11 protein-coding genes are annotated in these 13,178 nt (G+C 72.6%); 6 read left to right on the top strand and 5 right to left on the bottom strand.

Annotated elements, in window-relative coordinates; genetic code table 11:
• Nucleotides 1-37 precede the first annotated feature (37 nt).
• The 4 genes from BLW85_RS15420 to BLW85_RS15405 are packed head-to-tail and all read left to right on the top strand — an operon-like array spanning nucleotide 38 to nucleotide 2,213.
• Entirely contained in the window at nucleotides 38-247 is a 210-nt protein-coding gene (locus BLW85_RS15420) for a hypothetical protein (protein ID WP_074992347.1), read from the top strand.
• Nucleotides 244-576: a hypothetical protein gene (locus BLW85_RS15415; protein ID WP_074992346.1), complete on the top strand. Its 333-nt coding sequence runs from the start codon at nucleotides 244-246 to the stop codon at nucleotides 574-576. Before BLW85_RS15420 ends, BLW85_RS15415 begins: the two co-directional genes overlap by 4 nt.
• Nucleotides 577-615: 39 nt before the next feature.
• Complete coding sequence (locus BLW85_RS15410) at nucleotides 616-987, top strand: YciI family protein (protein WP_070027436.1); 372 nt, start codon at nucleotides 616-618, stop codon at nucleotides 985-987.
• Nucleotides 984-2,213 carry an RNA polymerase sigma factor gene (locus BLW85_RS15405; RefSeq protein ID WP_074992345.1) on the top strand — a complete coding sequence of 410 codons (1,230 nt, stop codon included), beginning with the start codon at nucleotides 984-986 and terminating at the stop codon, nucleotides 2,211-2,213. Before BLW85_RS15410 ends, BLW85_RS15405 begins: the two co-directional genes overlap by 4 nt.
• A gap of 11 nt (nucleotides 2,214-2,224) precedes the next feature.
• Here the strand turns inward: BLW85_RS15405 and rbsD are convergent, their stop codons facing one another.
• The 5 genes from rbsD to BLW85_RS15380 form a co-directional block, all read right to left on the bottom strand.
• On the bottom strand, nucleotides 2,225-2,605 hold the full coding sequence (gene rbsD / locus BLW85_RS15400) for a D-ribose pyranase (RefSeq protein ID WP_070027438.1): 381 nt from the start codon (nucleotides 2,603-2,605) through the stop codon (nucleotides 2,225-2,227).
• Entirely contained in the window at nucleotides 2,602-3,504 is a 903-nt protein-coding gene (locus BLW85_RS15395; protein ID WP_074992344.1) for a ribokinase, read from the bottom strand. Before BLW85_RS15395 ends, rbsD begins: the two co-directional genes overlap by 4 nt.
• Before the next feature lie 89 nt (nucleotides 3,505-3,593).
• Nucleotides 3,594-5,543, bottom strand: a complete 1,950-nt coding sequence (locus BLW85_RS15390; RefSeq protein WP_070027440.1) for an ABC transporter permease/substrate-binding protein — start codon at nucleotides 5,541-5,543, stop codon at nucleotides 3,594-3,596.
• On the bottom strand, nucleotides 5,533-7,053 hold the full coding sequence (locus BLW85_RS15385) for a sugar ABC transporter ATP-binding protein (protein WP_070027441.1): 1,521 nt from the start codon (nucleotides 7,051-7,053) through the stop codon (nucleotides 5,533-5,535). The genes BLW85_RS15390 and BLW85_RS15385 overlap by 11 nt, the downstream gene beginning before the upstream one ends.
• A complete protein-coding gene (locus tag BLW85_RS15380; RefSeq protein WP_074992343.1) occupies nucleotides 7,050-8,102 on the bottom strand; it encodes a LacI family DNA-binding transcriptional regulator in 1,053 nt (350 codons plus the stop codon). The genes BLW85_RS15385 and BLW85_RS15380 overlap by 4 nt, the downstream gene beginning before the upstream one ends.
• A 278-nt stretch (nucleotides 8,103-8,380) precedes the next feature.
• On the opposite strand from BLW85_RS15380, the gene BLW85_RS15375 reads away from it, so the two are divergent.
• Nucleotides 8,381-10,744: a helix-turn-helix domain-containing protein gene (locus BLW85_RS15375; protein ID WP_143060444.1), complete on the top strand. Its 2,364-nt coding sequence runs from the start codon at nucleotides 8,381-8,383 to the stop codon at nucleotides 10,742-10,744.
• A 46-nt stretch (nucleotides 10,745-10,790) separates the two neighbouring features.
• Complete coding sequence (gene recD2, locus BLW85_RS15370) at nucleotides 10,791-13,064, top strand: SF1B family DNA helicase RecD2 (RefSeq protein WP_070027444.1); 2,274 nt, start codon at nucleotides 10,791-10,793, stop codon at nucleotides 13,062-13,064.
• Nucleotides 13,065-13,178: the final 114 nt, after the last annotated feature.

The following is a 13,178-nucleotide window of genomic DNA, read 5'->3' as shown; positions in this document are numbered from 1 at the left end:
CACACCGCAGTCACCCGAGACGAGAAAGCAGGTCGGCATGACCCAACTCCTGACCCGGCTGGTCGAGCCCTTGCTGAGGCTCCTCCTGCCCGCCCGCGGACGCCGGCGGCGCGGGCCGGCGCACCCGTCGTACTCGTGCCCGTACGTCGGCGGCCCCGCGGCGTACCGGCGGGGCGAAGCCCCCCTCCGCGGCGAGGACAGCCCGCTCGTCCGCCCCTACCTCGACCTCGTGGAGACCTACGCGTGAACGAACGTCTGCTTCCCTGGACCGGTTCGGAGGGGAAGCCCTGCTACCTCCTCGGCGACGGCACCGGGTACGTCTCGCGGGTCGCCGACCAGGTCGAGCAGGTACAACTCGGGATGGCCGGTGGTCTGCTGGAGCACACCGCCGAACTCCTCGCCGGGCCGGGGCGGAAACTGACCGGTGAGGAGTTGCACTACCTGGTCCGCCGCCTCGCCGAGTCGCTGAAGGAGACCAAGCGGATCGCGGAGAGCAGGGGCGCCCGGCTGAGGAACTTCCCGGAACCCGTGCCGGACGATGTCAAGAAGTCCGACGCGGCTCCGACCACAGGGTGAAGGGCCCGGCAGGGGCCCGCGAACCATGAGGAGTACGACATGCAGTTCCTGATCGCCCTGCACATCAACCCCGCCGTGCTGGACGCGCTGACCGCCGAGGAGAAGGCGGCGGTCCAGGAGGGCCACGGGAAGTTCATCGAGGCGCTGAAGGAGTCCGGCGAGCTGGTCACCACGCAGGCGCTGGCCGACCCGTCCCAGTCCGCCGTCGTCACCGTGCGCGGCGGCCGGACGGTCGTCACCGACGGGCCCTTCCTGGAGGCCAAGGAGCACCTGGGCGGCTACTACCTGGTCGACTGCGAGGACCGGGACCGGGCGGTCGAACTGGCCGCGATGATCCCGGACGCCGCGATCGAGGGCCTGGGGGTCGAGGTGCGCCAGGTGATGTTCGAGTGCGGACGGCTGGAGGCGTGAGCGCTCCCGGCCCGGCACCGGGCACCGAGGACCTGCTGCGCGACCTCGCGCCGCGGGTCCTCGGCGCGCTCGTCCGCCGGCACGGCCGGTTCGAGGACTGCGAGGACGCCGTGCAGGAGGCCGTCCTCGCCGCCACCACGCAGTGGCCGGCCGAGGGCGTGCCCGGCAACCCGCGCGGCTGGCTGACCACGGTCGCCTCCCGCCGGCTGGCCGACCAGGCGCGCAGCGACATCGCCCGCCGGGAGCGGGAGGCCGCGACCGCCGCCGAGGTCGCCCCCGGAGAGGTGCCGGACACCGACGACACCCTGCTCCTGCTGTTCCTGTGCTGCCACCCGGCGCTGACCCCGGCCTCCCAGACCGCGCTGACCCTGCGGGCCGTGGGCGGCCTGACCACGGCCGAGATCGCCGGCGCCTTCCTGGTGCCGGAGGCCACGACGGCGGCCCGGATCAGCCGGGCCAAGCAGCGGATCAGGGCGGCGGGCGGCACCTTCGCCGCGCCGGACGGACCGGAACCGCGGGAGCGGCTGCCGGTCGTCCTGCACGTGCTCTACCTGATCTTCAACGAGGGCTACACCGCCACCTCGGGCAGCCGCCTCGACCGTCCCGACCTCGCGCACGAGGCCATCCGGCTCGCCCGGGCCGTGCACGCCCGGCTCCCCGAGGACGGCGAGGTCACCGGGCTGCTCGCCCTGATGCTGCTGACCGACGCCCGCCGCACGGCCCGTACCACCCCCTCGGGCGACCTGGTCCCGCTCGCGGAGCAGGACCGCACGGCCTGGGACCGCGCACTGATCGAGGAGGGCACCGCACTGGTCGAGACGGCGCTGGCCGGGCCCTCCCTCGGTCCCTACGCCCTCCAGGCCGCCATCGCCGCCACCCACGCCGACGCGCCCAAGGCCGAGGAGACCAACTGGGCCCAGGTGTACGCCCTCTACCTGATCCTGGAGCGGATCGCGCCCAATCCCATGGTCACCCTCAACCGGGCCGTCGCCCTCGCGGAGACCGCGGGGCCCGAGGCCGGGCTCGCCCTCCTCGCCACCCTGGACGGCGACCCCCGCACGGCCCGCCACCACCGGCTGCTGTCGGTCCGGGCGCACCTGCTGGAGAGGACCGGCGACACGGCGGGGGCCCACGAGCACTACCGGCGCGCGGCGAAGGCCACCGCGAGCCTCGCCGAACGGCGCCACCTGGAGGCGCGGGCGGCCCGGCTGTCAGGAGACGGGTGAATTCCCGCCGCTCAGAAGAACACCCCGCACCGCAGCAGCACATTGGCGTACGGACTGGCCTCGCCGGTGCGGACGATCAGCCGGGCCCCCGCCGACAGCTCCTTGAGCCGCTCGTGGGGCACGTAGGCCAGGCCGGGCAGCCGCCGCTCCAGCAGCTCCCGATGGGCCCCGCGCAGCTCCCGCGCCGCCGTCGCCCCCTCGATCACCAGCTCGTCCAGCAGGCCGTCCAGGACCTCCGCGAAGGACGGCACCCCGGCCCGGAAGGCCAGGTCCACCACGCGCGGACCGTCCGGGACCGGCATGCCCGCGTCGCACACCAGCACCCCGTCGGTGTGCCCCAACTCGGCCAGCGCACCGGCCAGATGACGATTGAGGATGCCCGCCTTCTTCACAGCGCCCGGACCTCCTCGGCCGTCGGGTACGACTCCTGCGCCCCCGGCTTCGTCACGGCCGCCGCGCCGACGCGCGCCGCGTACCCGGCCGCCTCCGCGAGGCTCGCGCCCGTGCCCAGCCGCCACGCCAGCGCGGCCGTGAACGCGTCGCCGGCGCCCGTGGTGTCCACCGCGTCGACCTTCACCGACGCCACCCGGGTCGCGCCCGAGCCGTCGTGCACCAGCGCGCCCTCGGCGCCGAGCGTCACCACCACCGAGCGCGGGCCCAGGGCCAGCAGCCCGCGGGCCCAGTCCTCGGGCTCCTCGCCCGCCCCGGCCCCGCCCAGGAGCACCCGCGCCTCGTGCTCGTTGACGATCAGCGGGTCGCAGGCCGCCAGCACCTCCGCGGGCAGCGGGCGCGGCGGGGACGGGTTCAGCACGAACCGGGTCCCGGACGGCAGGCCGCGCACCACCTCCTCGACCGTCTCCAGCGGGATCTCCAGCTGGGTGGAGACCACGCGGGAGGCGCGCAGCAGCCCCTCGGCCGCCCGCACGTCCGCCGGGGTGAGACGGGCGTTGGCACCCGGCGACACCACGATGCTGTTGTCGCCGGACGGGTCGACGGTGATCAGCGCGACACCGGTGGGCGCCCCGCCGGCCAGCACGCCCGCCGGGTCCACCCCGGCCGAGCGCAGGGAGTCGAGCAGCAGCCGGCCGTGGCCGTCGTCGCCCACCCGGGCCAGCAGGGCCGTGCGGGCCCCGAGCCGGGCGGCGGCCACCGCCTGGTTGGCACCCTTGCCGCCGGGGTGCACGGACAGGTCCGAGCCGAGCACCGTCTCACCGGCACCCGGCCGCCGTTCGACACCGATCACCAGGTCGGCGTTGGCCGAGCCCACGACCAACAGGTCGTAGTCGTACATGACTTGACTCCCATGAGAGATGAACCGGGGCGGACGGCCGCCACCTGTGGTGTACGACCGCCCGCCCGAGTCTTCCGCGTCTTCTTCCGTCAGCCGCTGAAGCCGGCCACGTTGTCCTTCGTGACCACCTTCACCGGCACCTTCACCATCTGCTCCACCTTCTTGCCCTGGGTCGCCTTGAGCGCGTTGTCCACGGCGATCCGGCCGAGCTGGGTCGGCTGCTGGGCGACGGAGGCGTAGAGCGTGCCCGCCTTGACCGCCTTCAGGCCGTCGGGGGTGCCGTCGAAGCCGACCACCGGCACCGACGTACCGGCCTTGGACCCCAGGGCCTTGATCGCGCCGAGCGCCATCTCGTCGTTGGCGGCGATCACGCCCTGCACGTCCGGGTGGGCCTGGAGCAGGTTGGACATCACGTCGAGGCCCTTGGTGCGGTCGAAGTCGGCCGGCTGCTGAGCCACCACCTTGATGCCCGGGTAGGCCTTGAGGCCGTTGGCGAAGCCCTGCGCGCGCTCCCGCGCCGCCGAGGTGCCCGCCTGCCCCTGGAGGATCACGATCTTGCCCTTGCCGCCCAGCTTCTCGGCGATCGTCTTGGCCGCCTGCTCACCACCGGCGATGTTGTCCGAGGCCACCAGGGCGTTCACATCCGCCTTGTTGACGCCGCGGTCGACCGCGATGACCGGGATGTCCGCCTTGTCGGCGGCCTTGACCGAGTTGCTGGCCGCGTCCGAGTCCACCGGGTTCACGATGATCGCGCCCAGGTGCGAACTGGTGAAGTTCTGGAGCTGGTTGGCCTGCTGCGAGGCGTCGTTCTGCGCGTCGGTCACCGTCAGGTCCACGCCCAGCCTCTTCGCCTCGGCCTGCGCGCCGGAGCGGATCTGCACGAAGAACGGGTTGTTGAGGGTGGACAGCGACAGACCCATCTTCGGCTTGTCCGAGGACGAGGAGCCGTTGTGCAGGAACGAGGTCGCGCCGACGATCGCCACCGTCACCACGGCCGCGAGCCCGTACGTCGCCGCCTGCTTGCCCTTGTTGCCGCCGCCACCGCTGGTCACCGGGGTGGCGCCCGCCTTGCGGCGCACCGTGTCGAGCAGCACCGCCAGCGCGATGACCACACCGATCACGACCTGCTGCCAGAACGCCGAGACGTTGAGCAGGTTGAGGCCGTTGCGCAGCACCGCGAGGATCAGCGCGCCGACCAGGGTGCCCGACGCCTTGCCGGTGCCGCCCGCGAGCGAGGCACCGCCGATCACGACCGCGGCGATCGCGTCCAGCTCGTAGCCGTCGGCGGCCTGCGGCTGCGCGGAGGACAGCCGGGAGGCCAGCACGATGCCGGCCACCGCGGCGAACACACCGGACAGCGCGTAGATCGCGAGCTTCTGCTTCTTCACCCGCAGGCCCGACAGGCGCGCGGCCTCCTCGTTGCCGCCGATCGCGTACATCGAGCGGCCGATGTAGGTACGGCCGAGCACGAACGCGGCCAGCAGCCCCATCACGATCATGACCAGCACCGGCACCGGCAGCCAGTCGCCCAGGGTGTCACCGAGGTGCGAGACCGAGTCCGGGAACGGGATCGGCACACCGCCGGAGATCACCAGCGCCAGACCGCGGCCCACCGACAGCATCGCCAGCGTCGCGATGAACGGCGGCAGCTTGCCGTAGGCGATCAGGAAGCCGTTCACCAGACCGGCCGCCACACCCGTGGCGACCGCGAGGACGACGGCCAGCGCGACCGGCACCCCGTGCTGGGTGGCGCTCCAGGCCAGCACGGTCGCCGACAGCGCGGCCACCGAGCCCACGGACAGGTCGATGCCCGCCGCGACGATCACGAAGGTGACACCGAAGGCCAGGATGGCCGTCACGGCCGCCTGGACGCCGATGTTCAGCAGGTTGTCCGTCGTCAGGAAGTCGCCGGACAGCGCCGACAGGGCGATGACCAGGACGATCAGCGCGGTCAGCGCGCCGTTGTCGAGCAGCAGCCGGCGCAGGCCGCCCGGGGCGCCACTCGCGCCCGTCGTGCTCTTGAGCGTGTCAGCGGCCACGGGTGGCCTCCTTCTCAGCGGTGGGGGTGGATACGGCGAGCGCCATCACGGCGTCCTGGGTGGCCTCGTCGGCCGCGAGTTCTCCGGCGATCCGGCCCTGGGCCATCACCAGCACCCGGTCGCTCATGCCGAGCACCTCGGGCAGATCGCTGGAGATCATCAGCACGGCGGCGCCGGCCGCGGTCAGCTCGTTGATCAGCTGGTAGATCTCGACCTTGGCGCCGACGTCGATGCCGCGCGTCGGCTCGTCGAGGATCAGCACCTTGGTGTCGGCCAGCAGCCACTTGCCGATGACGACCTTCTGCTGGTTGCCGCCGGACAACGTGCGCACGTGCTGGCCGAGCCCGGCCATCCGCACGCCCAGCTGCGCGGCGATCCGTTCGGCCGCCACGTGCTGCGCCTTGCGGTCGACCAGCCCCGCCCGGGACGCCGAGCGCATGGTCACCAGCCCCAGGTTCTCCTCGACCGAGGCGTCGAGGACGAGCCCCTGCCCCTTGCGGTCCTCGGGCACCAACCCGATCCCGGCCGCCATCGCGGCGTTCACGTCGAAGCGCCGCAGCGCGTTGCCGCCGACCTTCACGGTGCCGTCGTCGTACGGGTCCGCGCCGAACACGGCCCGCACGACCTCGGTCCGCCCGGCGCCCACGAGCCCGGCGATGCCGACGACCTCACCGGCGTGCACCTCGAAGCTCACGTCGTGGAAGACACCGTCGCGGGTGAGCCCCTCGACACTGAGCAACGCGGCGCCCTTCTCGGGGCGTCGGCGCGGGTACTGCTGCTCGATGGAGCGTCCGACCATGAGCCGCACCAGCTCGTCCTCCGGGGTGGAGGCGGGCACCTGCCCGACGCTCTTCCCGTCCCGGATGACGGTGACGCGGTCGCCGAGGGCGGCGATCTCGTCGAGGTGGTGGGTGATGAACACGATGCCCACCCCGTCCGCGCGCAGCTGCCGCACGATGGCGAACAGCTTCTCGACCTCCTCCGAGGTCAGCACGGCGGTCGGCTCGTCCATGATCAGCACCCGCGCGTTCAGGCTCAGCGCCTTGGCGATCTCCACCATCTGGAGCCGGGCGATGCCGAGTTCGCGTACCCGGGCACGCGGCGAGACCCGCACGCCGACCCGTTCGAGCAGCTTGGCGGCGTCGGCCTCCATGCGCCCGCGGTCGATCATCCCGAACCGGCGCGGCTGGCGGCCGAGGAAGATGTTCTCGGCGACCGTCAGGTCCGGGACCAGGTTGAACTCCTGGTAGATGGTGGCGATCCCGAGCCGCTCGGAGTCCTGCGCACCATGGATGCGCACCTCCTCACCGCCCACGAGGATCCGCCCGGAGTCGGGCGTATAGGCACCGGAGAGCATCTTGATCAGCGTGCTCTTGCCGGCGCCGTTCTCACCGAGCAGCACATGCACCTCGCCACGGCGCAGGTCGAAGTCGACACCGTCGAGCGCGACCACGCCGGGAAAGGTCTTGCGTATGCCCTCGATGCGCAGCAACTCGTCCGGGTTGCTCACGGCGTGCTCCTTTGCACTGGGGGGAGGGGCGGGGTGGGGATGATGCGGGCCTTCTCCGGCGTCTCACCGCAGGAGCGGCGTACGACGAGCCGGGCGGCGAGGGTGACGGACGCGGCCGGCCGCCCCTCGATCCGGTCCACCAGGGCCCGTACGGCGGCCCGGCCCAGTTCGCCCGTGGGCTGGGCGATCGCGGTGACCGGAGGATCGGTGTGCACGAACCACGGGATGTCGTCGAACGCGGCGAGCGCGATGTCGTCCGGCACCCGCAGCCCGCGGGCGCGGACGGCGTCGAGGGCACCGAGCGCCATCAGGTTGTCGGCCGCGAAGACGGCGTCCGGCGGCTCGGGCAGGTCGAGGAAGCCCTCGGTGACCCGGCGCCCGCTGGCCGCCTGGAAGTCGCCCTGGCCGATGTGGACGTCGGGGAGCGACAGCCCGTACTCGGCCAGCGCGGACCGGAACGCCTCGACCCGCTCGCTGCCGGTCGTGGTGGCCGCCGGTCCCGCGATGATCGCGACCCGCCGGTGGCCCAGCCGGTACAGGTGGGCCACGAGGTCCTGCACGGCGGCCCGTCCGTCGGCGCGTACGACGGGGACGTCGACGCCGGGGATCCAGCGGTCCACGAAGACCATGGGGGTGCCGGCCCGCGCCGCGTCCAGCATCAGCGGCGAACCGCCGTCGGTCGGGGACACCAGCAGCCCGTCGATCCGCCGGTCCAGCAGAGTGCGCACGTGGTGGTCCTGGAGGTCGGGCCGCTCGTCGGCGTTCCCGATGATCACGCTGTACCCGAGCGCCCGGGCCTCTTCCTCCACGGAGCGGGCCAGCTCGGTGAAGTACGGGTTCAGCACGTCGCTGATGACGAGGCCGAGGGTGTGCGTCTGGTCGGTGCGCAGCGAACGGGCGACGGCGTTCGGCCGGTACCCGAGCGCCTCGACGGCGGCCAGCACGCGGCCGCGGGCGTCCGCGCTGACCGACGGATGCGCGTTCAGCACCCGCGAGACCGTCGCGACGGACACGCCCGCCGCGGCGGCGACATCCTTGATGCTCGCCACTCCGGCCCACCTCCTTGTGAACTCGTGACGCTTGGAATCGATTACATCGAGACGCGAGAAACGATTGGAATCGATTACATGAGTGGTGACAAGGGGGTGAGGGTGGCCGAAACCCAATCGTGACCTGGCGGGAAAGTGATGGACCGCCACGGTGGCGGCGGGCAGCGTGGAGGGGTCGCTGTTCGTGGCGCGAGGCCGGATCCGGCATTCGGTGCGATGTGGGATGCTTCGGTGGAAGCTTCACTCTTTGTATTGGGTGGAGCACCACCGTCGAGATCGTGGAGCAACGGGAACACACCATGGGTGAGGCGGTGGGAGCCGGTGGCCGATCGCCGGCCGGCCGGAAGGTGCGGGAGGCGCGGCAGGGCCTTGGTCTGACGATCGAGGAGCTGGCCGAGGCGTCCGGCGTTTCGGTGCGCACGATCAGCGACGTGGAACGGGGCCGGAGCCAGCGCCCCCAGCGCGGGACGCTCACCGCGCTCGCCCAGGGTCTCGGCCTGGACGAGGCGGCACGTGCCGAACTGCTGGCCGTCGCCCGCGCGGGCCGTCCGGTGAGCGACGGCTCCGCCCGGGTCGGCGCCTCCCCCTGCCCACTGCCCAGGGGAGTACGGGACTTCGTCGGACGGCACGCGGAACTGTCCGCGCTGCGCGCCCTGGCGCAGCGGGCCGCCGAGGGGCGGGGCCCGGACAGGGACGTGCCGCCGGTGGCGGTGGTGTCCGGTCCGCCGGGCAGCGGGAAGACGACCCTCGCGCTCCGGCTGGCCGAGGAGTTCGCACCCTCGTTCCCCGACGGTGAATTCCTGCTCGACATGCGGGGGTTGGAGGAACAACCGCTCTCGGCGCAGGAGGCGGTGCTGCGCCTGCTGGGGGCGTGGGACGTCGAGGTGGCCCAGCTGGGTGCAGAGGAGCGGCTGGCGCGCTACCACGCCAGGGCGGCCCGGCTGCGTGCGCTCGTGATCCTGGACAACGCGGCCGACGAGGCCCAGGTCAGGCCGCTGCTGCCGCGGGCGGGCGGTGTGCTGGTGGTGATGACCAGCCGGTCCACCCTGGCCGGCCTGGAAGGGGTGCTCCGGTTGCCGCTGGGCGCGCTGAGCGAGGACGAGTCGACCGCCTTGCTGCGGGCCATCGTCAGTGACGGGCGTGTGGACGCCGAACCGGACGCCGTGCGTTCGGTGAGCGAGCTGTGCGGGCACCTTCCGCTGGCGTTGCGGGTGGCGGGCAACTGGGCGGCCACCCGGACGAACTGGAGCCTGCGGCGGCTGGCCGGCCGGCTCGCCGACGAGGATCGTCGACTGGACTCGCTCAGCGCCGGCGACCTGCGGGTGAACTCGGCCTTCTCGCTTTCCTATTCACGTCTCGCTCCCGCGGCCGCCCGGATGTTCCGGCTGCTGGCCCAGGTGCCGGGACCCGATTTCAGCGCGCCGTCGGCGGCCGTCCTCGCGGGCACGTCGCTGCCGTACGCGGAGGACCTGCTGGACGACCTGCTCGACGCCGGACTGCTGATGACCTCGCCGGGGGACCGCTACCGCTTCCACGACCTGCTGCGGCTGTACGCGCGCTCCCGGCTCCGCGCGGAGGAGGGCGAGGAGGGATCGGCCGAGGCCGGTGCCCGCCTGCGCTCCTGGCTGCTGGACACCGCGGTCCTGGCCGGCCGCTGGTACGAGCCGGACCACGGCGCGCCGCAGCCGGACCCCGGCCGCCTGGTCGCCCTCGACGACCGGGAGCAGGCACTGCGTTGGCTCAAGGCGGAGAGCGACAACTGGCTGGCTGCCTTCCGCGAGGCCGCCGCGCGCGGCGCGCACGCCAGGGTCACGGAGGTCGCCCAGGCCATGAACTGGTTCTCCGACCTGTGGGTCTCCTGGGGCCACTGGGCCGAGGTCTTCCAGAGCGCCGCACAGTCCGCGGCGGCCCTGGGCGACGCCGGACTGGAGGCCACCCACCGCAACCACCTCGCCTGGGCCCACTGGGTGGGCGGCCGCCACGACGAGGCCGCCGCCTCCGCCGCACACGCGCTGCGCCTCGCCACGGCCGGCGGGGACGTCGCCCAGCAGGGCTGGGCGCACTTCTACCTCGGCTGGCTCCAGAACCTGGCCGGCGACGACGCGCCCGCGACCGCCAACCTGCTGCGGGCCAAGGAACTGTTCGCCCGGGCCGACGACATCAGGGGCCACCTCCACGCGGCCATCGCCGGCATCAACCTGCTGGAGAAGGCAGGCCGCGCGCGGGAGGCCGTCGAGACCCACCGGGAGGTCATGGACGCCCTCGCCGACCCCCGCAACCACGAGCGCATCCCGTCGAACGTACGCGACACCAACATCCTGACCGCCAACTACCAGGTGGGCTTCGTGCATCTCGGACAAGGCCACTGGGCGGACGCGGTCCGCGCCCTGCGTCCGATCCGCGGGCAGTTCGACGCCCGCGGGTTCCACACGCCCGGCGCCGAGGTCCACCTCAACCTGGCCCACGCCCTTGCCCGCCTCGCGGAGAACGAAGAGGCCGCCGCCGGGTACCGCGCCGTGCTCGCGCTGGAAGACCGCGTCCCGCCGGCCATGGTGGACGAGGCCCGCGCGGGCCTCGACGCCCTCGCCCCCGGCGGGCCGCCCCTGGAGGAGCCGGCCCGGCTCGCGGCCCGGCGCCCCTGATCCACACCCTTCATCCGCTGTCACCCCCCACCGGTACCGTCGGACCATGGTTCGACAGGCGGGGACCCAGGCCGGTGAGCGGCGGACGGCCGTGCTCGAAGGTGTGCTGGAGCGGATCACGTACGCCAACGAGGAGAGCGGGTACACCGTCGCCCGGGTGGACACCGGAAGAGGCGGCGCGGAACTGCTCACCGTCGTCGGCGCGTTGCTCGGCGCCCAGGTGGGGGAGTCCCTGCGGATGGAGGGGCGCTGGGGCACGCACCCGCAGTACGGCAAGCAGTTCCTGGTCGAGAACTACTCGACCCTGCTGCCCGCCACCGTCCAGGGCATGCGGCGCTACCTGGGCTCCGGGCTCGTCAAGGGGATCGGTCCCGTCTTCGCCGACCGGATCACCCGGCACTTCGGCCTGGACACCCTGCGCATCATCGAGGAGGAGCCCGAGCGGCTGATCGAGGTGCCGGGGCTCGGGCCCAAGCGGACCAGGAAGATCGCCGACGCCTGGGAGGAGCAGAAGGCGATCAAGGAGGTCATGCTCTTCCTCCAGACCGTCGAGGTGTCCACCTCCATCGCCGTGCGGATCTACAAGAAGTACGGCGACGACTCGATCGACGTCGTCAAGAAGAACCCCTACCGGCTCGCCGCCGACGTCTGGGGCATCGGGTTCCTCACCGCCGACAAGATCGCCCAGTCCGTCGGCATCCCCCACGACAGCCCGGAGCGCGTCAAGGCCGGTCTCCAGTACGCCCTCTCGCAATCCGCCGACCAGGGCAACTGCTTCCTGCCCGAGGAGCGGCTGATCGCCGACGCGGTCAAGCTGCTCCAGGTCGACACCGGGCTCGTCATCGAATGCCTCGCCGAGCTGGCCCGGGAGCCGGAGGACGGCACCGACCCCGGGGTGGTGCGCGAGAAGGTGCCCGGCCCCGACGGCACCGAGCCCGTCACCGCCGTCTACCTCGTGCCCTTCCACCGCGCCGAGATCTCCCTCTCCGCCCAGCTGCTGCGCCTCCTGCGCACCGACCAGGACCGCATGCCCGGCTTCCAGGACGTGGACTGGGCGAAGGCCCTCGGCTGGCTGCGGACCCGTACCGGCGCGGACCTCGCGCCCGAGCAGGAGGCGGCGGTCCGGCTGGCGCTCACCAGGAAGGTCGCCGTGCTCACCGGCGGCCCCGGCTGCGGCAAGTCCTTCACCGTGCGCTCGATCGTGGAGCTGGCCCGGGCCAAGCGGGCCAAGGTGCTGCTCGCCGCGCCGACCGGGCGGGCCGCCAAGCGGCTGGCCGAGCTGACCGGGGCGGAGGCGTCCACCGTGCACCGGCTGCTGGAGCTGAAGCCCGGGGGAGACGCGGCGTACGACCGGGACCGGCCGCTCGACGCGGACCTCGTCGTCGTGGACGAGGCGTCCATGCTGGACCTGCTGCTCGCCAACAAGCTCGTCAAGGCCGTGCCGCCCGGCGCGCACCTGCTCTTCGTCGGGGACGTCGACCAGCTGCCCAGCGTCGGTGCCGGCGAGGTGCTGCGGGACATGCTCGCCGACGGCAGCCCCGTCCCCGCCGTCCGGCTCACCCGGGTCTTCCGGCAGGCCCAGCAGTCCGGTGTGGTCACCAACGCGCACCGGATCAACGCCGGGCGGCCTCCGCTCACCGACGGGCTGAAGGACTTCTTCCTCTTCGTGGAGGACGACACGGAGGAGGCCGGACGGCTCACCGTGGACGTGGCGGCGCGGCGCATCCCGGCGCGGTTCGGGCTCGATCCGCGCCGCGACGTGCAGGTGCTCGCGCCGATGCACCGGGGGCCCGCCGGGGCCGGCACCCTCAACGGGCTGCTCCAGCAGGCCATCACGCCGGGGCGGCCCGACGTGCCCGAGAAGCGGTTCGGCGGGCGGGTCTTCCGGGTCGGCGACAAGGTGACCCAGATCAGGAACAATTACGAAAAAGGGAAGAACGGTGTGTTCAACGGCACCGTGGGCGTCGTCACCGCGCTCGATCCGGTCGACCAGCGCCTGACGGTGCTGACGGACGAGGACGAGGAGGTCCCGTACGAATACGACGAACTGGACGAACTGGCGCACGCGTACGCGGTGACCATCCATCGCTCGCAGGGAAGTGAATATCCCGCCGTGGTGATTCCCGTCACCACGGGAGCATGGATGATGCTCCAGCGGAACCTGCTCTACACCGCCGTCACCCGGGCCAAACGGCTGGTCGTGCTGGTCGGTTCGCGCCGGGCGATCGGCCAGGCGGTGCGCACGGTGTCGGCCGGACGGCGGTGTACGGCACTGGACTTCCGGCTCATCGCGAAAAATGATCGATCAAATGAGTCGTGAAGGTCACAGAGCACTTCCAGATGCCTCTCCGAGGGGGCAGGATGAGCAGGTTGGCGGCACTGAGTGCCGCCAATAGGCCCAATGGTCGACCCCGAGTGCACTCTCCTGAGCCAA

Source organism: Streptomyces misionensis (genome assembly GCF_900104815.1).
In the GTDB taxonomy this organism is placed as follows: domain Bacteria; phylum Actinomycetota; class Actinomycetes; order Streptomycetales; family Streptomycetaceae; genus Streptomyces; species Streptomyces misionensis.
Note: the sequence above shows the minus strand (reverse complement) of the source record. Positions and strands in the feature narration are given on the sequence as shown.